The following is a 26,811-nucleotide window of genomic DNA, read 5'->3' as shown; positions in this document are numbered from 1 at the left end:
AATTCATTCGAAACGCCCTTTCCACCTATTTTTTATGCGTCTCCGCAGACGCCTTTCCGCACGTTGACGATAAAATCCTGGACGTTTGTGACAATGGTCTTGACCGACAGGCTGCCCCGGTCCCGCAGCTTATTGACGGCGAACTCCGAGATATCCACTGAGTAAAAATAGAGGGGCCGCACCGAACCGTTCACCACCCGATAACAAGGGGTCATATTTCCCGTGGCCACCGTATGCAGAGTCGACGCCATACAGATGATCGTGGTGGCTTTCCGCACCAGGTCCCGCATGGCGTTCTGCCCCTCGTACACATTTCCATATACTTCGGGCAGCGGGCCGTCATCCCGGACGGACCCCACCAAAACAAAAGGAACGGACTTTTTTACACACTCGTAGAGGATGCCGTCCCTTACCTCGCCCGAATCCACAAAAGCCTGAACGGACCCCAGCCTGCGGACCTCGTTGATGGTGTCGATATGATTATAATGCCCATTGGGGACGGACCTCTGGGTATATACGTCCTGCCCCAGGGCGGTACCCCGGTAGCCCGCCTCCAGGTCGTGGGTGGCCAGGGCGTTACCCGCTAGGATGCCATCCACAAAGCCCTCCCGCACCAGAGCGGCGAACGCCGAACGGGCATCCGCATCAAAAGCGCAGGCCGGGCCCATGACCCAGATGATGTTCCCATGGTCGCGCTCATACTTTAAAAGCTCGTAAATGGAGTCATAGTCCATGGAGTAAGCGGTCTCCCTGGAGCGTCCCTGCCGGAAGGAGAAGGTCTCCCCACCGCCGCCCTCCTCTCCAAAGCCGCCGGTGTGGACATAAATTCCCTCACCGCCATCCTCCGTGCGGCCCACGGCAACCGGATCTCCCTTCTTCACATTGCGGAACTCCACAATGGAGACGGCCCCATCCCTGCATACCGCCACGCAGTCCATGCGGCTCTCCTCGGCCAACACCCACCGCCCGTTCAGGCGGAAATACTCGGGGAACATGGTGGTGGCGTGATACTGCTCCGGTACCACGCCGTCCCGCTCCGCAGGGACCAGCTTTACATCGGGGGCGTCCCCCAGACCAAGTGCGGCAAAATCAGGGGGCTGATAGACAGGAAGGGTAAAACTCATCGTTGGGGCTCCTCCTCACTGCTGGTATTTTTTCTTGTCCAGCGTACCACATTTTGGTGTGCAACACAACCCCCGCGTGGGGGGGCGACGCCGCCTCGTAGAGGGCCCGGTCTCCCTCCAGACGATTTCAACCCACGCCCCCGCGTGGGGGGCGACCAGCAGCCTCCAGGCATAGCTCCAGGATCTCCACATTTCAACCCACGCCCCCGCGTGGGGGGCGACTTTGAGTTACTGCGGAAATCAGAAGGTCAGAACCAATTTCAACCCACGCCCCCGCGTGGGGGGCGACAGTAAAATCGCACAAACTTCCCCTATCTATTTTGGCGATCTTGCACACAAATTTCAACTTTCTCTCCCTCGTGCGGCCCATACATTTGCAATTTCTTTTCTCCACTGCACTTTTGCAGGTGCGAACGTCTCTGCAATTGGCTGCACGCTCCGTCCTCGCACTACACCATAAGTACCCCCTCCGCCTCATAGGACGGTTTTATTTCAAAGTGCTCCACCTTGCTTTTGTAGTTGTTGCCCAGCATATAAAACCGCAGGCTGTCCCGCTCCAGATCGGCAATCTGTATCAGCTTTGCCTGTACCTGGCGGTATTGGGCCGCGTCCAGGACGCACTCAAACACGGAGTTCTGTACCCGCTGCCCATAATTCACACATTGTCTCGCTACCCACCGCAACCGCCTTCTTCCGGCGGCATCCTCCGTATTCACGTCATATGTGATCAGCACCAGCATAGTATCCTCACTTCCACAGGAACGGCGGATACCCATCCAGATCCCCGCGCAGACAACGGGCCAGCAGCAGGGCCTGCACATAGGGGACCAACCCCCAAGGCAGCTTTTCCCCCAAAAAGGGACGGGTGATCTGCTCCTTCTTCCGCGTCTGATAGGCCGCCAAGAAGGCCCGGCGTCCCACGTCTGTCAGGAAGACCGCCCCTGTTTCCTGACGTGCAAAGTGCTCGGGCTGGACGATTCGGTTGTTGATACAGGAGAGGACAAAACGGTCTGCAAAGGCAGGCCGCAACTCCTCCATCAGATCCAGCGCCAAGGACTTCCGCCCCGGTCGGTCGCGGTGCAGAAAGCCCATGTAGGGATCTAGCCCGACGGCTTCCAGCGCCGAGGCGCAGTCGTTTGTCAGGATGGTATAGACAAATGAGAGCAGTGCGTTCACGTTGTCCAGGGGAGGCCGCCGGGAACGGGCCTGAAAAAAGAACGCCTCCTTATTTTGCAGGATCAACTCGTCAAAGACGCTGAAATAGCGCGCGGCCCCTTCTCCCTCCACGCCCCGAAGCTCCTCCAGGCATGTAATCCCGGCCGCCCGCCTGGCTGCGGAGGCCAGCTCCGTGCTGACCCCCTTCAGCCTGTCCGTATCCACACGCAGGGCGTGGTCCCGGGTGGCCCGTTCCAGGACCCATCGGGCATTGTGCAGCTTGCCCGCGATGAAATCCCGCGCAATGAGACAGCTCTCCGCCTCGTTGTCCGAGAGGCGGCACTGTGTCTTTCGCAACAGCACGTTGCCTCTGCTCTCCCCACAGGTCCGCGCCAGAAAACGTCCCCTGGACGTCATAAAGCACAACCCGATCCCGCCCCTGGCACAGGCTCCCATCAGCGCGTGGCTGGCCCCTTTGTAGCCAAAATACAGGATGCCCTCCAGCGTATGGAGGAGAAACCGTCCCAGCGTCTGCTCGCCGTCCAGTACCACCACATTTTCTCCGTCCAGAGACAAGTAGCTCTCCTCCGTCAGGACGAACAGCGTGTTGAGCAAATGCCTCATGCCGTCTCCTCCAGTCCGCGCCGGAGATATTCCACCGCCGAGCTCCCTCTGTACAGCCTGGGCAGGCACAGCTCTTGCAGAGAACACGCCCGGCAGGAGGGGCCTGTCTTGACCCGCGGCGTGTGCCCCCGGCGGGCGTACTCGTGCATCTCACGGGCCATCTCGCGGACCTGTCCGCGTAGCTCCGCTGTCAGCGCCACCCGTTCCCGCCGCCTGGGCTCGCCATAAAACAGGCTCCCCTCCGGAATCGCTGCAGCCAGCATTTCTTCCAGGCACATGGCCTGACAGCAGAGCTGGAGCCGGTCCGCATCGCTCTCCTTGGACCTGCCCCGTTTATACTCTACGAGGTAAGGCCGCCACTTTCCCTCCCGGCCAAACAGCGCCGCGCCGTCCTTGTCGGCCAGAAATTCCACCACGTCGCATGTTCCGGCGACCCCCAAGGCGGCGGAGGACACGCGCATCCCCCGCAGCGTCAGCAGACCGCCCCGCTTTTCCGCTCTGCTCTCATCGTGGGGCCGCTGGTGCAGGAGCTCCCCTTCCACGGTCCGCAGGTTTTCCGTCCACTGCTGTTCCAGATAGATCAGGGCCCATTGCCGGCGGCAAAACGCAAAATGCTGGATGCCGGAGATAGGGAGGTACTCCTCCTCGGCATAGGAGCTCATATCATGCGCGTGGCGGTAACGCCAGCGGGAAGGGCCGCCTCATCCAGGCAGGCCGTGTAGTCTCCATAGCATCGGGCCGGCGTGTCCGGGTCTTTCCGCTCGACCTTCACCGCCTCAAAGAGCCTGTATGCGGGGGCATTGCCGAATTCGCTGTCGTGCTTGAACACGATGAGCTCCCGGACCGCCATCTTTCCGCGGGCGGCGGAGTGATCCGACTCGCACATATTGGCAATAGCCTGCCACAGCAGCTCCAGGTCCGCCTCAGAAAAGCCGGTGGTCTTCCGGGCCAGATTGGCGGAGACATAGCCCTCACAGCGATAGAGCCCATAAGGGATCACATATTTGCGCCCCATCTCCGTGCTCTTTTTCTCCGCATCGGCCTCGGTGGCAATGGCTACCCGGGTGATGGTCAGCTCTTGGGGAACGACGGGGTCGATGCTGCGGGCAAAGCCGAGCTGCACCGGCCCCCGGATCTGGCCGCAGTTGAGCGCCGCCTTCACAAAGGTGGTCATCACGGCGCCGAAGGTACGTATGTCAAAAAAGTGTTTGCACATGAAATCCCGGATCTTTCCGTCCAACTCCGGGTCCGCCTTTTTCGCCTCATTGATGGCCTTCTCCTCCACGCCCAACGCCTCCAGCGCCGCTCTGTCGCTGCGGTTCAGGGGTACGTTCTCCCGGATATAGATGCCGTAATGCAGGTCGTCCTCCCGGACCATCTCCACATAGTTGCGGATCTTCCTCTTGAGACACACGTCGGTGACGATGCCATAGCCTGTCTCCGGGTCCATCCGGGGCATGTTTCCGGCGTCGGGGTCGCCGTTGGGATTTCCGTTCTCCACATCGAAGAGGAATACGAATTCATAGCGGTTTCGAATGGGCTCAGACATGAGATTTGTCCTCCTTTTTCTCATAGCGTTTCTGGGTCTGGTGATAGTAGCCGAGGAGAAATGTCCCCTGCTCCTCCAGGGAGAGGCGCTTGGGAAATTCGTCTATTTGATTCAGGAGCCCGCCCAGTTCCCTCTCCAGGGTGACGGCCAGCCCCGCTTTTTCCCGTTTGAGTACCCGCATATGGCTGTTCTTCAGCCGCAGCAGAAGGGGAAACACCGTGCCCGGTGTGGCACAGGCGGAGTTGAAATAGCGGTCCTTCACGGTAGTGGCGCCGCCGGTGCTCTCCTGAATGTTCTCCAGAAGGGAGAATACGCGCCCCAACACATAGGGCGTATAGTCCGATTGCTCGTTCAATGCCACGGTCAAAACCTCCTTGTAGCTGTCGTTGTGGGGCCTGGTCAGAAGACATGCCTTCAGGATCGCCGCCTTTCCCCGGATCACACTGCGCTCGGCCCGGACCCGGAGCATGGTGTTGACATAGAGGGCCGCGGGGTAAGGCGCTCCGGTGAGAACGGCGCGGAGCACCGCTCCGGCCATGACGGGGGAGGGCACCTTGTCGCTGGAAGCGGAATGCACCGTCTCGCGCAGCATCCAGTAGGGCGAGAGGTACTCCGGCTCGAAACCGGCCTTCACGATCTCCAGCCGTTCATAGTGCCGACGGATATTTTCCAGAAATCCCCCGAAGCTGTCCCGGAGGAAAAAACGAATGGACAGCCGCGCGGCGTTGTGGGAGAGCCCCAGCACATAGAAAGGGACTTTTACATCCACACCCTCCGCCACCGGCCGCCTGTCCGACAGCTTGGTAAGGATATCCCGCAGTGTCTTCTGCCCCTCCTCCTGGGGGTCCATGGACAGGGCAAAGATATCCGTGTAGACCGGATCGGCGTCCTCGGCCCAGAACACCACCACGGCGTCCCCCAGCAGCAGCCGGTGGTCCCGGTCCCCCAGCAGGCGGTTGAGCGCCGTGGTGTAGGCAAAGGCGGCGTACTCACTCACCGGGGCGTTGAGCCCCTGTTCATCATCGTGGCCGTAAGACTCATAGGCCGGAGCGTTAAAGGACACAATGGAGGCCCCTGTGGGCTGCGCTCCCGGCACCCCCTTGACGGCGGCGTGGAGCCGGGCCACAGGGGCGCGCTCCCCCGTCACCAAGCACTGCATCACCGGTCCGTCCACCCCATCCAGCAGCGCAAGATGGCGCTCCCGGCAGGCCGCAAAGCACTTTTTCGTCCGCTCCGGCTTCCCCTTGGCGTCCAGACCCAGCAGATAGGCGGCATTCTCACAGAGGAAATTGGACGCAATACCCGAGGCCTTTTTCTCCTGTACCGGCACCTGTATCTTCGGCAGGCGCTCCACGGTCCTCTTTCCCTGCCGGTCCTCTGTTTTCAGCGGCAGCACATTCAGGAGGCCTCCGTCTCCGGAGAGATTCAACGCGAAGGACACCTTTGCCTCCTGCCACCCGGGCTTGGAGATCTCGCCCCGCAGGGCCAGCTGTTCGTAATAGTTCACCAGCGCCTGCAGGATCATCGGCGCACCTCACAGTCCGTCAGGTCCAGCACGCCCCGTTCGAGGGAGGCCCGGAAAAACAGGGGGACGATCTCGCCGGGGACTGAGTAGTCCATATCATAGAGCATATAGCCCAGGTCCCGGGTCTCGTCAATGGCGGGGATCGCCTCCCCTTCCCAGGGGCGGAAGCGGGCCGGAAACTCCCGGGTACCGAAATAGGGCTGGTGATAGCACTGTCCGTGCTCCAGTCTCCGGCGGATGGTGTCCTTAAATTTGCCCTCGTTGTCTCCGGGCGCCGCCCGATCCGTCATCTTGAAATGTGCCTCGATCACATAGCGCACATCCCGCAGCACCAGGGAGGCCCTCTGCTGGATGTTCTGGACCGTGCTGATGTACAGCGGCGCATCCCCGCCGCCGATGGCCGCCTTAACGTTGCTGCCGAGGACCTTCGCCTTCACCTCGTTGCGGCGGACATTGGTGAATCGAATGGGCGCGAGCACATGGATTTTGTCGATCCACCGCTTCAGCCCAGGATGCCAGAACACCGCCTCAATGAGGCCTCGGGCCGCCGACGGCGTCATTACATCATAGCTGACCCGTTCCACTTTCATCTCCGGTCGGGTAAAGAGGGCGTAGTCCCCCCACACCTCCACCTTGACGCCATAGCCCATGGGATCACTCCTTTCTGTTTTCTGATCGTCTCATGCAAAAAATCCCCTTCCCTCCTCCGCCTCCGGCGCCAGACCGGTATCCCCCGCATACAAGTTCGGGTCCGTCAGGAGGTACACTCCCCCGTCCAGCGCCTCCAGCGCGCCCGCCCGGTCCAGCTCTTCAAAGTGCTGCGGGTAAAGGCTCACACAAAATCGCCCGGCCGCCCGGAGGAGGGCGCGGGACCGCTCTCCCTGCCGCAGCCGCTCCGCCAGTTCTCTGCCCCGGCCGTTGGGGATCAGCACGCTGCGGGTATCCTCCTCGATGAGCCGGAAGTCCTCCGCCACGGAGGCAAAGGGGAAACTCATGCTGGGCAGTCCCGCCTCAAAGCGTTCCACCACCCGCTTGCTGTCCAACGCGTCGCCCCTGAGGCTGTGCAGGGTGGTGAAATAGGCGGCAATGGTCGCCGGCGCAGATGGGTCCTCTCCGGTTTGGGTCGCCATAGTGGCCGCTTCCACCGGAAGCCGCAGGGAGACGGGCAGGCGATACGCTCCATCCGGCCGAAAGAGATATACCACGCTCTCCTCCGGAGAACGCCGCCCCTCTCGGTTGCAGCGGCCGCCGGCCTGGATCACGCTGTCCAGCCCCGCCTCCGCCCGGTACACCGTCGGGAAGTCCAGATCCACTCCCGCCTCCACCAGAGAGGTAGAGACCACCCGGCAGGGGAGGCTCTGCCGGAGCCGCTCCTGGATTTGAGACAGCACCCGGCCCCGATGTTCCGGATACAGCAGGATGGAGAGGTGGAAGCAGCCCTCCCCCTCCAACAGGCGGAACACCGTCTGGGCCTGCTTGCGGGTGGAGACCACACACAGCACCTGGTTGTGGCTTTGCAGCAGCCGGGCCAGCGCCTCGTCGGAGAGCTGTCCCAGCTGCTCATATCGGACCCGGCGGAAAAATTCGTAGAGCGCCTCCGTATCCGGGCACAATTCCTGCGCGTCCATCCCCTCCGGCAGCAGCGGTCCCAGATTGGGCTGGGTCGCGGTACACAGCACGCAGGTAGACCGGTAGGATCGGACAAGCTCCGCGATTGCCCGCACGCAGGGGCGCAAATAGGGCTGAGGCAGCATCTGCGCCTCGTCGAAGATGATCACACTGTTGGCAATGCTGTGAATCTTCCGGCAGCGGGAGGGCTTGCTGGCAAAAAGGGACTGGAAAAACTGGACGTTGGTGGTGACCACCACGGGGACGTCCCAGTTCTCCGCAGCCAGCCGCCTGGGGTCGCCCCCCTCCCCGGAGTCGTCATACTCGTAGCCGCTGTGGTGCTCCAGGACATTCCCGTCCCCCAAAACCTCCCGAAACACCTCCGCGGTCTGCTCGATGATGCTGCTGTATGGGATGACATAAGTCACCCGTTCCATACCGTGCCGTACCGCATGCTCCAGAGCGAAGGCCAGAGAGGCCAGCGTCTTTCCCCCGCCGGTGGGCACAGTGAGGGTATAGAGCCCCCGCCCCCATGCCCCTGCGGCTTCACAGGTGCGCAGGATCACGCACCTTTTGGCATTCAGGGGATTGCGCGGCGGAAAAAAGCCCGCGGTATGCGCCTTGAGGCGCTCCCGCAGTACCGCTATGGGCTCATATCCGCCACGCCGCACCCCGCCCGCCGACATAAATGCCTCGGTGTCTAAATAGTCCGCGTCCACCAGACATGAAAACAGCATTCGAATGAAAAAGGCCGCAGAAAATCCACCCTGAGGCCGGATCTCAGGTGGTTTCGCGGTCGACAGTGTTATTTCATTTTGATAGGCTCCGCAGTCGGGGAGTCCTTTGCGCCACAGGCGCCCGTACAGTGTTGGCTCATCCCCGGTATCGGCAGTTCCCCCGCCGTCCGGCAGGCCGCCGTGGTGCCCCGCCACACAGTAGGCCGGAATCAGTCCGCCTACCGTCCGGACCGCCTAGGCGCCGAAGGTGGAGTGGTCCACACGGCCAAGGTCGCCCCGCAGCCTGCGCTGAAAGGCGCTGGAATACTTGCCCAGGTCGTGGGCCAGAGCGGTCATTCTGGCAAAGTCGCCGGAACCAAAGGCAGCGCCGAATTGCTCCGCCAGCTCCGCCGTGCCCTCCAGATGCTCCAGCAGCGTTTGGACCCGCGCTCCGCCGGTATGCGCCAGATACTCCATTCTGACATCTCCCGTCCATTTTTCCTATTTTAGTTAAAAATTATCCTTTTTCATTGTACCAAACCTGTACTAAAATGTAAGACCCATCTCTTACCCATTGATGAACAATGCATCCCTCGAAAAAGATAGGGTCCGTGGAAAACATCTGTTTTCCACGGACCCTATCTTTTTTAATTACATTTAGAGCTTGTTCGAGAATTGTTCAAGCACCTAGCCTGCAAGATTTTTTACCGTTTTTCATATTCCTACTTTTTAGTGCAAAATATAAAAGCAAACAAATTATTCTGCCTTAACCATGATGAACCGGGTGAGCATAGCCGAGACCTCAGCCCGGCTAGCCTCGCCCTGGGGATTCAGCGCCCCGGCATCCGTGCCGGTGATCAGGCCTGCACCTACGACCCAGCGCAGGGCCTCTGCGGCATAGGCGCTCACCTTCCCGGCGTCAGTAAAGCCGTCCAGACTGCCCTGAGAGACGGGATTTCCGGCGTAGCGCCAGAGCATGGCGGCCAACTGCTCTCGGGTAATGGGGGCTCCCGGGGCGGAGCCGTCACTGATGCCGCGCGTCACCGCCCAGTCCATCCCCGGCTTGTACCACGGGGAGCCGCCCGCCGTGTCCGCCCCGTCCAGCCGGGCCAGTACGGTCATCAGCATCCCGCGGGTCATAGGGGCGTCGGGTGAGAAGACGGCCTCGTCGGTGCCGGAGAACAAGCCTCGGGCAGTGACAAAGGCCACGCTGTCGGCGTACCAGTCGTCCGCCATCACGTCGTCAAAGATACCCTTCGCATTCACGATGCGGTAATCGGCGGCGATTCCGGTAGTGAAGATGAGCTCGTCCGCCCCCACCACCACCCAGGGCAGGGGGTGCAGTCCGCCGTTTTCGTCCACATAGGCCAGCACCTCGCCGGGAGCGCCGGTGAAGGCGCGCCGGTCGGGCAGCAGGCGGTTGACGTCAAAGCCCTCCGGCAGGGTGCCGGCAGGTACCGTGACGGTGACGCCCCGGCCGGTGAGGACCACGGTGTGGACGGCGTTTTCCCGGACCAGGGTTTCCGATTCCACGGAAGTGGCGGCCTCCTCCAGCAGGGTCAGGGTGGTGACACCGTCCGCTTCGGTGATGGTGTTGGCGCTGGTTTGGGCGGCGGTGACGGTCTCCGCCGGGACCGCCACGGAGCCGCCTCCACCGCCACCGCCACCTCCACCTCCACCGCCGCCGCTGGGGACGGCGGCGGTCCAGTAGGCGTAGAGGGTCAGCGAGTCGGTTACTGGCGTTTGTGTAGTAAAACGGGTGCCCTTTCCATTTTCTTGGGTATACCAGCCCTGGAAGTCGTAGTCCTCCCGGACGGGGGCGTGGGGCAGGGTGACGGTGCTTCCGGAGTAGACACCGCTGCGCGTGTCAAAGACGGCGCCCTGGCTCCGGAAGGTGACGGTATAGAGGGGCGTGCTGTCGCAGACGGTCAGAGGCACCGCGGCGGGCGCTCCGGCGTCGAAGGTGACGGTCACGGTGTGGGCGCCGTTCTCCAGGGCGGCCAGCGGCGCGTCCTCCAGCGTGAGCAGAGCGGCGCCGTCGGTGGTGACCTCACCCAGGGCGTATTGTCCGTCGGTCAGGGCGGCGGCGTCCAGCGACACGCCGGTCACCTGGTTGCCGAACAGAGCCAGCGAGAGCTCGGCCCCGCCGCCGGTGTTCCGGTCATAGGTCAGCGACGGGGTCAGCGCCTTGGACTGGCTGACCGGCAGGGCTCCCACGGTCAGGGTGATGGTGACCGCGTCCAGCGTGGCGCGGCCGGCGTGGACGCCCTGTACCCGGAGGGTGACGGCCTGCCCGGCGTCCTCGGCGGAGGGGATGTAGGTGAGGGTGGAGCCGTCCAGTGTGAAAAGTCCGGAGCCGCCCTCCACCGCCGTCTGACAGGTGAAGTCATCGGGCAGGGTCTGGCTTTCGCCGTCCAGGAACCAGGCAGCGGCGTCGGCACAGTAGGGGATGGCGGGGGTCTGGCCGTCGTGAGAGGCGGGGACGGCAGAGCCGCTTTGGGCTGCGCTTCCGTCGGCCACATGGAGGGAGTCCACCTCCAGATACAGGGTGTAGGTCTGGGCGTGGGAGGCGTCCCCGGAGGTATGGACCTGGAAGGTCCACGTCCGGCCGCCATCCTCGGTCACGGCGGGCTCCGCCACGCTGCCCGCCTCAAGGGGGGTGACCACGATGTTGTTGGGGGTCAGGTCGGCCAGGACTGTACCGTAGGGCAGATAGGCCCGATAGGAGCCGTCGGCCTGCGGGACGGCAGTCTGCCCGTTTACCAGCACGGACTGCACCGCGGTGGTCTGGTCGCTCTGCCAGGCGGCGAAGAACTCCAGATCGCCCAGAGAACCCGCCGGGATGGCGGAGACCTGCCCGCCGCTCAGATCGCTGGCGGCGTACCAGCCTGTAAACTGGAAGCCCGGCCGGGTGGGAGTGGGCAGGGTCAGCGTGTCGTCGGTGACCGCATAGGCTTGAACGGCGTTCTCGGGCAGGACGCCCCCGTTGGTCTCGTAGGTGATGGTGAACTCCCGCCGGAGCTCGGATACAAAGGCGTCGATGTTCACCACGCCGTAGCCGTAGGTGGTGTCGTAGCCCGAGGAACCCTTGTCGGTGGAGGTGGTCTCCAACAGGTAGCGAAAGCCGTCCTCGGTGAGGTCGCGGTCGTAGCCCAGGGCCAGCGCGGCCATGCCGGCGACCACCGGCGCGGCATAGGAGGTGCCCATGTTGCCCTTGCTGGTCAGGTCCAGCCTGTAGCCGTCGGCGCTCTCATGGTCCAGGCCAGCCACGCCGCCGCCGGGGGCGGTGACGTAGACGGAGCGGTTGCGCTGGGAGAAGGAGGAGACGGTCAGACCGCTGTCCACCGAGCCCACGCCGATGACGGCGGAATAGGCGGCGGGGTACTGCAGGGTGGAGGACCCGTCGTTGCCCACGGCGGCCACCAGTACGATGCCGGCGGCCTCCGCCGCCTCAATGGCGGTGCGAAGGGTATTTGACTGGTACTGTGTGCCTAGGCTCAGGTTGATCACGTCGCAGCCGTCGCCAATGGCGGCGTAGATGGCCGACACCACCGCGTCCATGGTGGTGGTCTTTTGATTGAATACCCGGTAGGCCCGGATATCGGCCCCGGGCGCGACGCCGGCCAGACCCACGCCGTTGTCGGTCTGGGCGGCCACGATGCCGGCGGCAAAGGTGCCGTGGCCGTAGATGTCCTGGTCGAAGGAAAGCCCGTCCGCGTGGAAGTTGGCCCCGTCGATGCGAGCATCGTCCAGGTCCACGTGGGCGGTGTTGATACCCGAGTCAACGAAGCCTACCTTCACCCCCTCGCCGGTCAGCCCCTGGCGGTAGGCGCTCATGGCGCCGATCTCCTGCAGGCTCCACTGGTAGTCCGCGTAGTAGGGGTCGCTGGGGTCCTGGGTGGAGAAAAGCTCCACATAGTAGTTGGGCTCAATGTAGTCGATGTATTCTTCGGGGATCTCCTGGGTCTGCTCCAGCGTGTCCACCACTAGGAAGTTCCCCTCCCGGTCGTAGGACGCGTCGGCGTTCAGTGTGCGCATTCGGGGTATGTCGTCGCTGAGCTTGACAATGTAGCCCGCATAGGAGCCGGGCTCCTCCTCCACAGCGGCCTCCTGAGCGGCGGCGACCGGGGCCAGCAGGCCCGCCAGCAGTGCGGCACAGAGCAAAAGCGATACAGGTTTGATAGGCTCACTCCCTTTTCCAAATCTGGGATGGATCAGCTCCAACAGCCACGGGTGGGGCCGGAGCCCCATCCGTGACTGTGGAGAGGTAATTGCATTTTGCCGCCGGGCGGCGCGGGATCAGCTCCGACCGCCGTCCGAGTCGGTATAGCCCGTCAGGACGCAGCCCACGAAACGCTCCAGAATGGCGGCGACCTCCGAGCGGGTGGCTCTGCCGGCGGGGTCCAGCGCGCCGCCGGACTTGCCGTTGATCAGGCCGCAGCCCACGGCCCAGGCCATCTGTGTCCGGGCCCAGCCGGAGACCTGCTCCTGGTCGGAGAAGCCGGAGAGATCGCCCACCGTGCCGACGTTCTGGTCGATGCTTCCGGCGTAGTTGTAGAGGATGACCGCCATCTGTTCCCGGGTGATGGGATCATTGGGGCCAAACTTGCCGTTGCCGTAGCCGGAGATCACGCCGTTCCGGATAGCCCACTCCACATAGGGGGCGTACCAGACGCCGGATGCCACGTCCTCGAAGCTCTGGGCTGTGTAGCGCTGGGGGTCCATGCCCTCCAGCCGGCCCAGCACTGTGACGAACATGCCGCGGGTCATAGACATCTCGGCGGAGAAGAGCTCCTCGGCGGTACCGTTGAACAGCTCCCGGGCAGTGACAAAGTCGATGAACTCCAGGGCCCAGTGACCGTCCACGTCGGTGAAGGACTTGGCGTTGTAGACGAGCTCATATTTCCCCACCTTGTTTGCCAGATAGATCATGCGCCCGTCGGAGAGCATGCACCAGGGCAGGATGGAGGTCTCGCCGTCCGGGCTGGTGTACTGCACCACGTTGGCCTCCAAGGGCTCGGACAGGGTATCGGGCAGGGTGATCAGCAGGTCGGTGACGCTGTCGCCCTCCGTCAGGATGCCGGCCGGGAGAATGACCACGCAGTCGTCGGTGGTGAGGATGACGTCCTCCTCCTGGTTGCGCCGGATGATATCCGCCTGCTCTTCCTGGGAGGGTCCCCCGGTGGTGGGGACGACCTCGGCGGGGGAACTGGGACGGCGCAGGCGGACTATGGACGTGTACAGGTTTTCCGGGTTTTCCAGGTCGCGCACGGCGACCTGGTGCCAGCCGTAATCCTGTTTGACGTAGATGTAGGTACCGGTGCCGCTGGTCTTCCAGTTCAGGCTGTCGTCCTGGGCGATGGCGGCGGCTATGCCGTCGGCGTCCAGCAGGTCGGTGGAGTGGGAGCGCTTCATGATGAAGAATTCATACTGGCCGCTGCCGCCAAAGGCGTTGACGGTAACGGTGCGGATGCCGGCCTCGCTCCGGTTGGCGGCCCTGGCGGTGAAGGAGACGGCGGCGTCCGCCACGGTCAGCGCCCGGATAAGGTAATCGTCGGGGACGGAGTCGGCAGGGGTGTCCTCCTTGTCCCGGACATAGAGGACGTAGTCCCCCGGGGCCAGGCTGGAGAACGCGGAGGCGTCCTGCCAGGTCAGGGCGTCGGCATAGGTGTCGAAGGCGGCGTGATAGGCCGCCCTGGCGGCCGCCGCGTCCTCGGGGCTCAGCTCCGCCGTATCCGGCTCGGCCTGACCAAACTTGTCGGCGGCCACCACCAGGGCAAATTGGTAGGCGTTGCCATAGGCGTTCTGCTCCACGCTGGACAGGGCCGGGTCGTAGACCCCGCCGACCACCTTAGAGGGGTCCACGGTGACGCGGCCGTTGTCCCGGGTCTGGGCAAAGGAGGCATCCACGGTCAGCCAGCCGTCCTCCAGCGGGCGGATGGCCATCTGCACGGGAATGGTGGAGCGCTGTTCGTTGCCCGCCGTATCCTGCGCGCCAAAGGTGTACGTGCCGCCGTAGGTGATGGGGAAGGAACCGGTGACGGCGCCGGGGGCGGTGCCGGGGGCCGTGTAGACGTCGCAGCCGTTGACGCGGATGCTCTGAATGCCCGCCTGACTGGTCTTGCCCTTGGAGACGGTGTAGCCAATGGCGTCGCCCCGGCTCTGCGAGGCGGAGACATAGGTTAGATCGAGGGTGGGCAGATCGCTGTTCAGCCGGTCCATCACGAACAGCCGGGTGCTGCCGCCGCCGTCCGCTCCGGTGCTGACGACCTTATAGACGCCGTTTTGCTCCACAGGGTACAGCCCGTCCTCCCGGACCGCCACATCCACCCAGACGCCTTGGGTCTCGGTGAGGGTGGTATCCTTGGGCAGCGCGGTGTCGGCGGAGGCCGCGGTCTTGGTGACGACGGGCTCTTCCACCGGGTTTCCAGCCACGTCGGTACGGGTAAGCGTCTGCACCAGGTACCAGCCGCCCTCCTCCTGCCGCAGCTCGTAGGCGGTTGTGGTGGTGACGGTGGTGACGCGGTAGAACTGGACGCTCACCGCCGCGCCCGCGCTGGTATCTACCTGCGCGAAGGCGTACTGATCCTTTTTAAGCTGGGTGGTGTCGCCGATGTCGGTGAGGGGGACGCCCTGAGAGTCGCGGTAGACCAGGGTCACGCTCAGTTCCACCGGGACGTCGGGCGTGCTGACCGGCGTATTGAACCAGTCCGCCCGAACCGTGCGTTTGGAGCTGTTCCCGGCGGTATCACTGACCTGGATGGAGAAGGTGCCGTTTTGCTTGACATAAACGGTGAATTCCCGGAAGGATTCGCTGTGGGTGAGCGCGTTGCCGGTGGTCGCCCCGGAGGTGCCGCCGTCAAAGCTGCTCTGGCCCAGGCCGCTCTCATCCAGCAGATAGACGGTCAGGGGGAAGCCGTCGGGATAACCGGCGGGGTCCAGAGAGGCGGTCTCAGGCAGGACACGGCCGAAGTAGATTTGCGGCGCGTCTCCACCGGTGTCCGGCAGGATATCCTGGTTCTTGGAGAAGGTCTCGATCATGCGGTCGAAGAGCGTGGTGTCCGAAACGGTGGTCACCGTGACGGTGTGGGCCTCGTTGAGAGGGTTGGCGCCCAGGATGATGGTGGCAAAGCTGCCCTCACCCTCGCCGCCGGCGGCGGAATAGGTGGTAGCGGCGTAGCCGGGGAAGTCGCTGGAGACCGTGACCGTGCCGTTAAAGTAGAGGTTGATCTTCTCCGCCAGGGTGGTAAAGGAGAAGGAAAGTCCCTTCTGGTTGGCGCGGGACAGGTCGCCCAGGTAGGGCACCACAGAGCCGGTGGTGTTGGGACCCCAGTGCATCACGTCCTTCTGGAAGGTCCACGCGCCGGACGCGTCGGTGTTCGGGTCCAGCTCCATGCCGGCCTTGCTGTACCAGGTGAAGATGTCGTTGTCCTTGAAGATGTTGACGCCGGTACCCGACTCGGTGACGGTGTAGGCGATGTCGGTCCAGGTGCTGGTCGCCATATCGGACACCCGGATGATACCGCTGCCCTCGGCGGAGGGGCTGATGACCAGGAATCCGTCGGAGCCGGTTCCGCTGGCGCCCATGTTGTAGTAGAGGATGCCCAGATGCTTCTCGGTGGTCTCCATGGCCTGACTGTTGAGCTCGCTGACCGAGATGACGGGATTTTCCCGGTTGGTGGTGGAGACGGGCAGGCTCAGGCGCAGGGTGGTGCTCAGGGGCAGAGTGATCTTCACCGGTGCGATAAAGAAGGCGAGGGGCTCCAGCTCCTCAAAGCGGCTGTTGTTGCCGGAGACGTACTCGTTGTCGAAGGCGGAGACCTGCAGGCCCTCGGCGGACAGGGAAGTAATACTGGCGTCGCTGTCGATCACCGTGACCTGAAGATTGAGGCTGCCGGTGGCGGTGGCCTCGCAGTAGGCATCCTTGGAGACCAGGAAGGTGCCGGTCACCTTGCGGGCGTTGCCCTTCTTCAGGTCGGTGCCGTCCGCGCCCTCCAGCCGCAGGATGCCCTTGGCCCGGTCGTCGGTGACGGAGAAAGCTTCAATGGGAGCCTGGTCGGAGATCTCAAACTGGCCGGAGGAGAGATTCAGCGGCGCATAGACGGCCTTCTGGTAGTCAGTATCGCCCTCTTGGACCTCCTCCATGGTCCGCCCGGTCTGATAGGCAAACTGGAGATAGGGGGCCGCGGAGTCCGCGCCGCCGCGGTTGGTGACCTTCATGCTGACGCCGATCCGGACCTGGTCGCCCTCCACGCCGACGGTGGTAAAGCTCAGATCCTCCACGGCCAGCTCGGGCTGGGCTTCAATGGTCCGGGTGATACCGCCAGGAGCGGTCAGGGAGCTGTAGGCGATGGGGTGCTCCACGCCGAAGGGGTGCTCCTCGCTCTTGCCGGTTTCGGAGACGGTGAAGTAGAACTTCCGGCCCTCCAGATCTTTGGGCAGGGCGCTGGTGTAGTCGTCCAGACTGGCGGTGACGGTCTGGCCCACGGCCACGCCCGCCTCATCGGAGAGAATCCACTGAGCCAGCCGCTCGCCGACGGCATAATCCCCGTTTTCATCCGGCTGGCTGGAAATCCACAGCTCCACGGTGATGGGGTCGCTTGCCGAGCCGCGCAGGGGCACGTCGCCGGTATTCTTAAAGGTGATGGTGGGTTGCAGCATGGCTCCGGGGGTGAAGTTGGGCTCGGCAAAGGTGATGCTGCCCTCGCCCACGTTCTTTTCGCCCACGCCGAAGGATAGGGCGTAATAGCCCGTGGTGCTGACAAGGCTGCCGTTGTCGTCGTACTTGGGCAGGATGACCTTGGCGCCATCGCCGCCCAGGTAGCTCTTTTCCTCCAGCGCGGTCTGGGTGCCCTGGGCCAGGATGACCAGGGTGGAGGAGGATGCGGTGATGTCCTGCGTGCCTCCCTCGCCGTTCGGCTCCTGGCCGATGACGGCGCCGGCCTTCAGGCCCAGGGCCACGTCCAGGTTGGAGAAGGTAAAGCTGGACATACCGCCGTTCCGATAGCCCTCCAGCTTGCCGTAGTAGGCCTGCTCGGTCTCCTCCGGACTCCAGCCGTTGGCGATGGCGTCCTCGTAGACCTGCATGTAGTTCATGGCCAGCATGCGGCCCTCACCGAAGGAACCCGTACCGGTGGCCTCATTGTAGGAGTACTTGGAGACATAGATGGCGTTGTTGGTGGTGTTGGGCACCGTGTCGGTGTAGACGGCGGTGATATTGCCCTCGCCGTCGGTGCCGATGGACACGCCGCCCTTGGTGCGGTCGTCGTCGATGGGGGAGAAGAAGGGGATGATGGAGCCTTTGCCGTCAGTGGTGATGCGCTCCAGACTGGACTGGGGCACCACGTAGGTCCCGCCGTTCATCTCAAAGAGCAGGAACAGGCTGCTTTCCACATCCAGGGGAGTGAAGGCCAGGCTTTCCCCAAAGCTCTCTTCCTCACCCGTCAGGTTGCCCAGCTTGCCGGTCAGGAAGCGCACGGGACCGAAATAGGGGTCCTCGAAGGCTTCGATCTGCACGGCGCCGACGCCGTCTCGGTTGGCGTACACGCCATCCACGGTGGAGCCGCTGCCGCCGGTCAGGGTGCTCAGGCCGCTGGTGAGGCTGTCGCCCAGGCCCATGTCGTTGACGTCCACGAGCTGTCGGAGCATCTTGGCCGTCTCCAGAGTGACTGCGCCGTCGGTATTCACGCTGCCCTTTTGCAGGTAGAGCTTGTGGACATTCTTGTCGCCGTAGCGGCCCGTATCGGGGTCGGCTTCGGTCTGGGTCTGAGTGGCGGTGTAGGCCAGGTAGAAAGCGCCGTTATCCTGTACCGCCATGGAGACGCTGGACAGCCGTGTGCCGGCGCTCTCCCAGCCCTCCGGAGTGAAGCCGGTGGTCACGACGGAGCCGTCGTCCTTCCGGTAGCTGAACATGAACTGGGTGGCCTTGCCGTACACATCGTCCATCGAGGTGGTATAGGCGTAACGGAAGGCGGCGGTGGGGTCGCCCTCGCCGGTGCTGACGCCGTCGGCGTCGGTGGTCACGCCGCCGCGGCTGGCGCTGTAATAGTCCTGGGCCTTCTGCGTGGAGGCCGCTTTTTCGTCCGGGGTGTAGTTGATGGTGCGGGCATAGAAGGTGAGCCTGCCATCCGGGCTGACCGCGGGCAGGAACTGATAGGCCCCGGTGCCGTCGGAGAGGGTCTTGGCGGCTGTGAAGCCGTCGCTGTCCACGGGGAAGGAGGCGGACTTGACCACCGTGTTTCGGGCGGAGTTGGACAGCAGCTCTTGGGCGGTGTCGGCAGACTGCTTCTCGCTGCTGAAGTACTTGTACCAGGCGGTGTAGGCGGCGTTTTGCTTGTCATAGGCCGCCTGATCCGTATCATATGCGGCTTTGAGGGCGCGGTAGGCGTCCCACTCGCCCTTGGAGGCCTGATGGGCCTGAACGGCTTCGTCATAGGCCAGGAAGGCTGCTGCATAGCTGGCATAACTCACGTTGTGGTAATACCCGGTATCCGTCTGGTCCTGTGCATACTGAGCGGCTTGCGCCTCGTCGTCCAGAGCCTCGTATGCCTCCGCGGTCAGGTAGTAGTCGGAGACGTTGGGCACCTGGGTGATCTCAGGCTCGTCGGGCTCGTCGGGTGCGGAAGGTTCACCGGTTGGCTGGAAGCCTGCGTCCTCATAGTTGTCCTTATCCATGTAGACGGTATTCTCTCCCTCCGCATAGCTGGGGCGGGGGTGGACTGTGGAGTCGGGCATGGAGCCGCCGGTGGAGGTGCTGCCGTCGGCGCTGGTGGGAGTGGCGTAGGTCACCCAGGAGACGTGGATGGTGTCTCCGCTGACCTGGGCCCCAAAGTCCAGATCGCCGGTGCCGTCGTCCTCCACGGGGAGGTAGTTCTGGTTGGTCGCCGTGCTGCCGGTCACCGGGTGGGCCAGTCCCACGGTCTCACCGGTGTTCTGAAGCTTGGAGAGCACCAACATGTTGGAGTCCACGGCGTTGGCCGGATTCTCGCGGCTGATGGTATACAACAGGTAGTTGTCCTGCCCCACGGTCAGAAGCTGGTAGTCGGTGCCGGTGGCCAGGTCCTTCGCCAGGCGGAAGGCGTCGCCGGAGGAGGAGTAGCCGGATATCTGGAACTCCTTGCCGGGCAGGTTCTCCGGATCGAAGGCCAGAGCGTCGATCTCATCGAGCACCATCTGGGCGTTTTCCGGCCCGAAGATCTGCTGGGCGGCAAAGGTGTTGGAGGGCAGGGTGATCCGGATGCCGGGGAAGCCCTCGCTGTCGTCGACCTCTCGGAGATCATAGCTGGAGATGGTCTGGCCGCCGTTGAGGGTGTACCAGGCAAATTTCCAGCCGTTGTCGTGGAAGCCGTCGTCCGGATTGCCGCCCTTCGATTTATCCATACTCTTGTCGTAGTTAATACCGAACTGAATGGCATCCAACTCAAAGTTGAACAGCAGCAGCACTACCCGCACGCCAAAGCCGGCGCGGAAATTGAAGCTGTTGAAGCTGAAAGCCTCTGTCTTCGGATCATCCAGGGCGGAGACAGTGTCGTCCAGGCTGACCACATTGGCCTCGGCCCCCATGAGAGACAGCGAAGAGGAGGAGGGGTCCCGGAGCTGGCTGCCCTTGGTGGCGGCGTTGTTTTCGCGGGTGGCGAAGGACATAGAGATGCCGATGCTAGCCTTAAAGTATATCTCTACCTTCAGGCACTCCACGCCGATGCCAGCACCTACCTCAAGGAAAACGGAGGGGGAGACGGTCAGGCCGGAGAAGAAGGTGTCGTTGCGGACTCCGCTGATGGGGACCACCCGGTCAAAGTTGGCGTCCTCGTCCAGAACGGTGATGCGCACCTCCTGATTTGCGGTGCCATCCACCTTTTCGTCGAACATGACCAGCACCGGGGCGGAGCCGTCGGAGGCCACGTAGCCCAGGTTGTTCCAGGTGCTGCCGTCCTTCAGCTCGACCTTGACCTTGCCGGAAAAATACAGATTCACGGCGTCGGACTTGCTGACGAAGGTGAAGGCGTCGCCCTTGGAGCCGGCCAGGACCTTTTTGCCCGAGGCGACCTCGTCGTCGGCGGTCTTCCAGCCGGAGGTCAGGCCGGTGCTCAGGTTGGTGGCTGTGTAGGCCAGCTTGCCGTTGTTGTACGCGCTGGCGTCGGAGTTCACGGTAGCGGGGACCGTATTGACGTCCAGCATGCCGCTGGTATCCTCGACGACCTCCCGCTCGTTGACGACGCCGCCCGCCAGTTCCAGGGAGGCGCCCACCACGAAGTAGGCGTAGACGATGGGACAGACGGTCAGGCGGATGGTCTGCTTGAACTGGAAGCCAAACTGGAGAAACAGCATGGCTGAGGTAAAGCGGTAGGCATTCTCCGTGGGGCTGTACTTGAACATGATGGTCACGTTGAAGGCCACGGAGAACTCCATGCCCTTGCTCCTGATGAGCTTGTCACTGTCGACAGCGGCCCTCTGGGCCTCTTTGGCCTTCTGCCATTCCTCTCCCTTGATTAACTCGCCGGGATTGGCAAAGGCGTTCTTAATTTTGGAGAGGTTACCTGCATTTTCTTGGATCGGGCCGCTGCGCTCCCATTTGCCGTAAGCGGTCTGTTCGGCGGGATTGAGGCGTTTATCCGAGGCCGTATAAGCCGTGGTGCTCTTTTCGGCCTTGAACACCGGAATGCCGATGGAGAAGCCGAACTCGCTGCCGTCGGTAATGAGAGTGACGTAATCGGTCAGGCCCACGCTGAGGGAGGGCAGCTCAATGCCCAGATCCACGTTGAATTCTGACATGGAGTTAGAGCTGTTGCCGCTGTCGGCGGCCTGCGTCACGTCGGCGTCGCCCGCGCTGGTGCGGCGCAGGCCGCTGGCGTCGGGGATGGACTTGAAGCCCGCCGGGTTGGAGGAGTCCACCTCGATGCGGTGCTCGCCCGACTCGATGATGTCCAGCGTGGAGATGGTGGAGGGATGGAAGAGCGCCTGAATCTCATCCGTGGTCAGGGACTGGGGACGGATACACAGGGCCACGGTGTCCAGGGGGTTGAAGCTGCCCAGATAGGCGTTGAGCTGATCCGCGCTGTATGTATCCGACGCAGTTCCGTTCTCGCCGGCCTTGCTCACCAGATTGGCCACGGGCAGGTTCTCACCCACCAGGGAGTCGGAGACGAAGATGGGCTCCGGATTGCTGAAGGGGTAGAGCATATTGCCCTGGTACTCAGGGTTCCAGTTTTCACGTTTGAAGGTGACGTCGCTCAGGGTCTTGCCCGTTTTGCTGGGCGGGTCGAGGGACTCCGTGCCGTCTGAATAGACGTAGGTGGGGTGGATGGGATCAAAGTCGCCGCCCAGGGGGATATCCACGGTCTCGGTGGCGTTGGCGGCGGCCTGATACATCAGCTTACCGTCGCCGGACCAAGTCCCGGCCTTTTTGGTGTCGGTGACCTGGCCGATGTTGTTGTAGATGTCGAAGTCCTTGGAATACTTCCCACTGGTGATGAAGCGGTAGCCCTGCATCTCGGTGGACAGGGCGGCCTTGTCCGATACGTCGGTGACGGACGTGACGAAGGAGGGCAGGATCTGGGCCCGGTCCGTCGCGCTGGCCCCGGTGGGCACGGTGAGGCAGCGGGGGGTCATGTTGTAGTAGAACTTGAGGAACTGCTGGCGGGCGTTCCCATTCTCATCCAACACGGGGGTAAAAGTAGTGGCGGTGTAGTCCTGGGCGCTGAGGGTCTGCACCAGCACGTCCTCCACGCCGTTCACGGCCTCGGTATGGAACTGGTTGACGTTGTCCAGAGAACCGTCCAGCATGCCGTTGCCATTCATGTCCACGTAGTGCTCCACCCGGGTGATGACCAGGGTCATGTCGCTCTCCACGGAGACATAATCGGACTGGTAGTAGGTAAAGGACAGGGTCTCGGCGCTGAACATGCCCACGGAGATGGGAATGTCGTCGTCGCCGTTGTACTGCACGCCGTTGAAGAGAATCTGGTCGGCGTGAGGTAGGTGGAAGTTGATGGATTTTACATTGTCGAGCTTCGTCGCCGAGGTGCTGTTGCCCTTGGAATCGGCGGCGGGGAAGGTGATCTTGTCGGTGAGGAAGGAGGTCTGGGTGGTGAAGCGGCCGGTATACTGACCGTTGACGGCTTCGGGGGAGGCCCAGGTGACAGTGGCCTGATTGGCCCGCTTCCAGAAGGCCGTCAGGGTGCTCTGGATCTGATCGGGGTCGATGGTCCGGCCGTCCTCCAGACGGGGCACGGAGGGGGCCACGTTGACGTTGATTTTCTGCGAACGGTTGAGCACGGCGTTGACGGTGTAGCTGCTGCTGGTGCTCAGGTTGCCGCCGCTGGCAAAGCTGTTGCCGCTGCCGCCGATGATTCGAAGGCTGGCGGAGCCATCGTCGGCCACAGCGCCTGTGTTGACGGTGGTGCTGCCGGTGGAGAGGTATACCGGAGCCGCAGCCCCCTCGGCATAGGAATAGGTGGAATAGAGGGGCTTGCTCAGGGAGAGCTGAGTGCCTACATAGACCTTTCCGTCGGAGGTAGCACCGCCCTGGCCGGCTGGCACGGTAATCTGAGGCGCAATATTATTATAGAGGGAAACCCGGTCCGCTGCCGTTATGGCGTCGTCATCGGTGGTGTGGATCAGATACGAAACCGGCTGAGAGAGGGTCCGGCGGGCGGCGCGGGCGATCTGATCGGATCGGCAGCCGGCGTGGCGGGTATCGGCCCATCCTCTGTCCTCAATGCCGAAGGAGAAGAAGATGCCCGCGGCGCCTTTCTTGATCGTATAGGTGCGGTTCACATTGGAAAAGCTACCGGCGCCGGACCCGCTGATACGTGAAATCTCAGCGACGTTGCTGCCGCCGGCGACGTTGCTGCTGTTGGCGACGCCGGCCCAGACCACGGTGTGGAACTGATTCAGGTAGTTGTTTTCCGTTTTGCCCTGATAGGTGGCGTATACCGTGGTAAACAACTGGTCAAAATTTTCAAAGGTCTGGGTGTTCCAGCAGCTAAATTGGCTGTTTTCACCGCCTACGTCGCCTTTGTAGCGGCCATAGTAGCTGCCGTTGTAACGGAGCTGTTCGGGCATGTCCCAGCCCTGATAGGCCAGACCCTGGGTATTGTTGGTATCATTGTAGGAGCTCATTCCTCCCAGATCGGCGTTGTTGACCCAATAGCGGCTGCTGGGCAGGGCGCTGCGGGTCAGCTTCAGTTCAGCGGTGAGATCATGGGTCAGCAGGCTGACATCGCCGTCCCCGCCGCCGAAGGTGACGGCCACCGGGGCGGCCTCGCCCTGCTCTACAGGCGTGGCGGAAACGCTCCCGCTGGAGCGCCCCACAATGGAGGCCGTGGTGGTCTCGGTGCTGCCGGACACGTCGTCGGCCTCGGGGGTGTAGAGCATGGTGGCCAGATTGGGTGCCTGGGACGTACCGGAATTATACAGGCGGACGGTGGCGGCGCCGTCCAGAATGGAGCTGTCCGCGCCGCCGCCCTGGGGATTTTCCAGCACGACGGTGAAGGAGCAGTCGGCGTCCGCCTCATCCACCACGGCCCCGTCGTCGATCAGGGGTACCTCGATGGTCATCTCGGACACGTCGCTGGAAAAGTACAGTGTGCCGCTGGTCTGGACGTAGTCCTGTCCGGCCGTCGCAGTACCGTCCACCGTGTGATAGTCCACCGTGGTCACATACTGCAGCGCGCCGGTGCGCTCCACCGTCAGGAGGGCCGAGCCGGCGGCCTTGTCCACGGTGACATCGGTGACGGGGAAGGAGAACTGGCTGGGCAGGATCTCGTCGTTGTCCTCGATGCTGACCAGCAGGGTGTTGGCGGTGTCGTACAGCTCGCCGCCCTTGCAGGCGTCGATCCGGAAGGACACCAGCTCCACATTCTCCGAACGGTCGTCGTCGATGGGGGTGATGCGGATTTCCTTGACCCACTCGCCCTCGGCGAAGGTCATGTAGAACTCATAGGTGTCGTACTCGCCGTCCTGCATGTCCAGCTTGTGGAAGGACTGCGCGGGATTGCGCTCCACGTCGTCGGGGATCTCCTGGTCCAGGTTCTCCTCGGCCACATAGGGCTCGCCGCCCAGGGAGTCGGTGCAGTAGGAGACGCCGCCGACGGTGTAGACGCAGCGGAAGTCGCTGAGCTCCAGCACCTCGTTGTCGATCTCCAGGGTGGCCTCGCCGTCGCCCACGTTTTCCCAAGTGCCATTGGCGTTCAGGGCCTGCCACTGATAGCCGTCAGCCTTTACGTCGGCCTGGAGCACAGTGTACCCATAGACGATCTCTCCGGCTTCATCCACCGTGTTTTCCGTGGAGTCCTCCTCCACTACCGATACGCTTACCGGCGCAGCTGGGGCCAGAGGCGCGGCGTCCTGGCCGAAGGCCTGATAGGCCGCGATGGGCAGGGCATCCTCTACCTCGATGTCAAAGTCCAGGATGCCGGCGGCGTTGGCAAAGCTGTAGGTGCCGTCATCCAACTGTGTGACCGCGGGGGAGAAGGACAGGGTGAGCTCGGCCTTGCCCCGGGTGCCGCCCAAGCGGTAGACCCGGATGGTCTGAGCCCCGTCGCCCTCGGTCAGTGCCAACTGACTGGCGTCGAAGGCAAAGGTGCCGTAGGGAAAGGTCTCCTCCCAGGAGGCATCGACGGCGACCTGATTGCCGTCTCCGTCTACCAGGACGAGGCCCTCGGCCGTGGGGGCGTCCCTGAGTACAGCCAGGGCGGGGGTGATGAGGTTGGTCAGCAGGACCACGCTCAAAACGAGGCTGATGATCCGCGGCAGCACTTTGGTTCTGGTTTGCAAGGTGTTTCCCTCCTCTTTCTGAATGTTGGTTCTCTTCCAATTTTGCTCTTCCGATGTCTTAGCCGTCCGCCGGGGACACCGTGTGGCGAAGGTAGGCGTCTTGATAGGTATAGCCGTTTTCCCAGTACCGGAACTCGCCGGACGGCTTCCGGCGGACTTCCACATCGCCGGCCACCACCAGACGGGGCGGCCCCAGGTCCATGCAATGAAGCAGCAGTTTGACCCGGTATCGGGCCAAAGCATGGATCAGCCGCTGACCGTCCGGGTCCAGGGAGTCCAGGCGGTACTGCCTGCACACGGCCTCCAGCTCCGGTACGCCCAGCTTGTCCGGCGGGATCGCCTGAACGGAGAGAATGGTCCGTCCGATGTCGGCTGGGGAAAGCTGGGAATAGAGGACTTCCCGGCAGGTGACGGTGGGGTAGAATCCGGATGGGTCCTTCAGGCGCAGGCAGAGGATGTCCTCCACGGCCAGGTCCATCACCAGCATCTGGATGCGCTCGCGGTAGCGGGGCTCAGCCACTCTTCTCACCTCCCGGCACATAGCGGGGAGGCGGGACCATCGCCAGACTCATGGCCTCCTCCGCCGTGATCTCCAGGGCCCTGCCGAAGTACAGCCTTCTGCCGTCCGTGGTGACCGACTGAAAGACCTCCGGCTCCCTCAACGGGCAGAAGCGGATGGTATCCAGACGGTTGGACATGTCCAGATCCAGTACGCTACCGCTGCCCAGCTCCAGCCGCAAGCGGAAGCCCTCCAGCGGCATGACGCGCAGGATGGTGGGCGGCTGCATTTCGCTGCGGCTACTCAAAAGTGTGCTCCTCCTTTCTTGAAGATGGATGGAAAAGAAATGGATACGCAATGGTTTCGTGCTCGGATGACAAAAAGGATTCAGAGCGATCCATGGTGCGGCTGCGTCTCTTCCAACAGCGCCTCGAAACCCGCTTCAGCCTTTGCCACGGTCTCCGCAATGATCTTCTCTGCCTCTGTGTGCAGATCCGTCCGGAGGACAGCTTCGATGACCGGCTCATACTTCTCTCGCGGCACATCATAGATCCGAAAACAGCAGCCCAAGTAACGCCGCAGCTTCTGCTCCATGGGAAAATACATGTCGCAGGGCTTGGCCATATAGCTCCGGGTAACGCCGGAGGAGGCGAGCTCCAACTCATAAAAGTCCTTTTCGGTGGCGTTCGGCTGATATAGGTGGAAAATCGCGGACAACTTCTTTGCCGTGTTCTGGTGGATATATTCTGCCGTGCTGGTCAGCGTATAGGCGGTCACATACAGCTCGCGCAGCGGCTCGGATAACTCCGTAATATGCATTTGCAGCGCCGTCTCCATCGCATAGAGCATGAGCGGGTCAATGTCTGCGCACGGCAGGCTTCCTGCGTTCTTGAACTGGCTTTCAAACATTTGCCCAACCAGCGTCAACAGAAGTGCCTCTTTGTCTTTGAAAGCGGCAAAAAAAGAAGATGCAGACATTCCTGTGGCCTTCATGATCTCCGGCGTTGTGGTGGACGCATAGCCCTTCTCCAAAAACAGCTTCACGGCTGAGCGGAGGATCTTGCCCCGCCGGATCAGCCCCCTGTGCTGTAAACCATGCTTTGACATAACCTCACCCCTGGCTTTTGACTCTAATTCTGATTCTTATTTTAAGTTATATCAATTTTACTGCACACAGGAATATTTTGCAAGCGATTTTTGAGTCAAGGGGGCCGTTAACGGAGCCGAGGCGCGGC

Annotated in this window: 14 protein-coding genes; all 14 read right to left on the bottom strand. The window is 62.6% G+C overall.

Translation table 11 applies throughout. The annotated features are described in order from the left end of the window. Positions 1-32: 32 nt before the first annotated feature. Positions 33-1,124, bottom strand: a complete 1,092-nt coding sequence (locus tag SRB521_RS03955; RefSeq protein WP_075704382.1) for a putative NPN-dependent ornithine cyclodeaminase — start codon at positions 1,122-1,124, stop codon at positions 33-35. Positions 1,125-1,573: 449 nt separating this feature from the next. Further along, complete coding sequence (gene cas2, locus SRB521_RS03950; protein ID WP_075704383.1) at positions 1,574-1,864, bottom strand: CRISPR-associated endonuclease Cas2; 291 nt, start codon at positions 1,862-1,864, stop codon at positions 1,574-1,576. A gap of 7 nt (positions 1,865-1,871) precedes the next feature. After that, on the bottom strand, positions 1,872-2,903 hold the full coding sequence (gene cas1c, locus SRB521_RS03945) for a type I-C CRISPR-associated endonuclease Cas1c (RefSeq protein ID WP_116722233.1): 1,032 nt from the start codon (positions 2,901-2,903) through the stop codon (positions 1,872-1,874). Continuing rightward, positions 2,900-3,565, bottom strand: a complete 666-nt coding sequence (gene cas4, locus SRB521_RS03940) for a CRISPR-associated protein Cas4 (protein WP_075704385.1) — start codon at positions 3,563-3,565, stop codon at positions 2,900-2,902. Before cas4 ends, cas1c begins: the two co-directional genes overlap by 4 nt. Further along, entirely contained in the window at positions 3,562-4,452 is an 891-nt protein-coding gene (cas7c, locus tag SRB521_RS03935) for a type I-C CRISPR-associated protein Cas7/Csd2 (RefSeq protein WP_075704386.1), read from the bottom strand. Before cas7c ends, cas4 begins: the two co-directional genes overlap by 4 nt. After that, positions 4,445-5,977 (bottom strand): type I-C CRISPR-associated protein Cas8c/Csd1, encoded by a 1,533-nt coding sequence (cas8c, locus tag SRB521_RS03930; protein WP_075704387.1) that lies wholly within the window; start codon positions 5,975-5,977, stop codon positions 4,445-4,447. The genes cas7c and cas8c overlap by 8 nt, the downstream gene beginning before the upstream one ends. Next, a complete protein-coding gene (gene cas5c / locus SRB521_RS03925; protein WP_075704388.1) occupies positions 5,974-6,627 on the bottom strand; it encodes a type I-C CRISPR-associated protein Cas5c in 654 nt (217 codons plus the stop codon). The genes cas8c and cas5c overlap by 4 nt, the downstream gene beginning before the upstream one ends. Positions 6,628-6,657: 30 nt before the next feature. Next, the gene (locus SRB521_RS03920; RefSeq protein ID WP_242976571.1) at positions 6,658-8,322 is read right to left on the bottom strand and encodes a CRISPR-associated helicase/endonuclease Cas3; all 1,665 of its coding nucleotides are present in this window, start codon (positions 8,320-8,322) and stop codon (positions 6,658-6,660) included. A 234-nt stretch (positions 8,323-8,556) separates the two neighbouring features. Continuing rightward, a complete protein-coding gene (locus SRB521_RS16430; RefSeq protein WP_242976570.1) occupies positions 8,557-8,778 on the bottom strand; it encodes a CRISPR-associated endonuclease Cas3'' in 222 nt (73 codons plus the stop codon). A 279-nt stretch (positions 8,779-9,057) separates the two neighbouring features. Then, positions 9,058-12,552, bottom strand: coding sequence for a S8 family serine peptidase (locus SRB521_RS03915; RefSeq protein ID WP_116722232.1), 3,495 nt, complete (start codon positions 12,550-12,552; stop codon positions 9,058-9,060). A 48-nt stretch (positions 12,553-12,600) separates the two neighbouring features. Beyond that, positions 12,601-25,077: an S-layer homology domain-containing protein gene (locus tag SRB521_RS03910; RefSeq protein ID WP_165366556.1), complete on the bottom strand. Its 12,477-nt coding sequence runs from the start codon at positions 25,075-25,077 to the stop codon at positions 12,601-12,603. 58 nt (positions 25,078-25,135) lie between these two features. After that, a complete protein-coding gene (locus SRB521_RS16020) occupies positions 25,136-25,597 on the bottom strand; it encodes a hypothetical protein (RefSeq protein WP_165366555.1) in 462 nt (153 codons plus the stop codon). Continuing rightward, a complete protein-coding gene (locus SRB521_RS03905; protein WP_129868779.1) occupies positions 25,590-25,883 on the bottom strand; it encodes a hypothetical protein in 294 nt (97 codons plus the stop codon). The genes SRB521_RS16020 and SRB521_RS03905 overlap by 8 nt, the downstream gene beginning before the upstream one ends. 80 nt (positions 25,884-25,963) lie before the next feature. After that, entirely contained in the window at positions 25,964-26,683 is a 720-nt protein-coding gene (locus SRB521_RS03900; protein ID WP_207735857.1) for a TetR/AcrR family transcriptional regulator, read from the bottom strand. Between the last annotated feature and the right edge of the window lie 128 nt (positions 26,684-26,811).

Origin of the sequence: Intestinimonas butyriciproducens, assembly GCF_004154955.1 — a bacterium.
GTDB classification, from domain to species: domain Bacteria; phylum Bacillota; class Clostridia; order Oscillospirales; family Oscillospiraceae; genus Intestinimonas; species Intestinimonas butyriciproducens.
The sequence above is the reverse complement of the archived record's forward strand: the minus strand, read 5'-3'. Positions and strand labels throughout refer to the sequence as shown.

Bases quoted from the DNA above. Each gene is read 5' to 3' on its own strand.
- SRB521_RS03955 (WP_075704382.1), bottom strand. From the start codon at position 1,124: ATGAGTTTTACCCTTCCTGTCTATCAGCCCCCTGATTTTGCCGCACTT.
- cas2 (WP_075704383.1), bottom strand. From the start codon at position 1,864: ATGCTGGTGCTGATCACATATGACGTGAATACGGAGGATGCCGCCGGA.
- cas1c (WP_116722233.1), bottom strand. From the start codon at position 2,903: ATGAGGCATTTGCTCAACACGCTGTTCGTCCTGACGGAGGAGAGCTAC.
- cas4 (WP_075704385.1), bottom strand. From the start codon at position 3,565: ATGAGCTCCTATGCCGAGGAGGAGTACCTCCCTATCTCCGGCATCCAG.
- cas7c (WP_075704386.1), bottom strand. From the start codon at position 4,452: ATGTCTGAGCCCATTCGAAACCGCTATGAATTCGTATTCCTCTTCGAT.
- cas8c (WP_075704387.1), bottom strand. From the start codon at position 5,977: ATGATCCTGCAGGCGCTGGTGAACTATTACGAACAGCTGGCCCTGCGG.
- cas5c (WP_075704388.1), bottom strand. From the start codon at position 6,627: ATGGGCTATGGCGTCAAGGTGGAGGTGTGGGGGGACTACGCCCTCTTT.
- SRB521_RS03920 (WP_242976571.1), bottom strand. From the start codon at position 8,322: ATGCTGTTTTCATGTCTGGTGGACGCGGACTATTTAGACACCGAGGCA.
- SRB521_RS16430 (WP_242976570.1), bottom strand. From the start codon at position 8,778: ATGGAGTATCTGGCGCATACCGGCGGAGCGCGGGTCCAAACGCTGCTG.
- SRB521_RS03915 (WP_116722232.1), bottom strand. From the start codon at position 12,552: ATGGGGCTCCGGCCCCACCCGTGGCTGTTGGAGCTGATCCATCCCAGA.
- SRB521_RS03900 (WP_207735857.1), bottom strand. From the start codon at position 26,683: ATGTCAAAGCATGGTTTACAGCACAGGGGGCTGATCCGGCGGGGCAAG.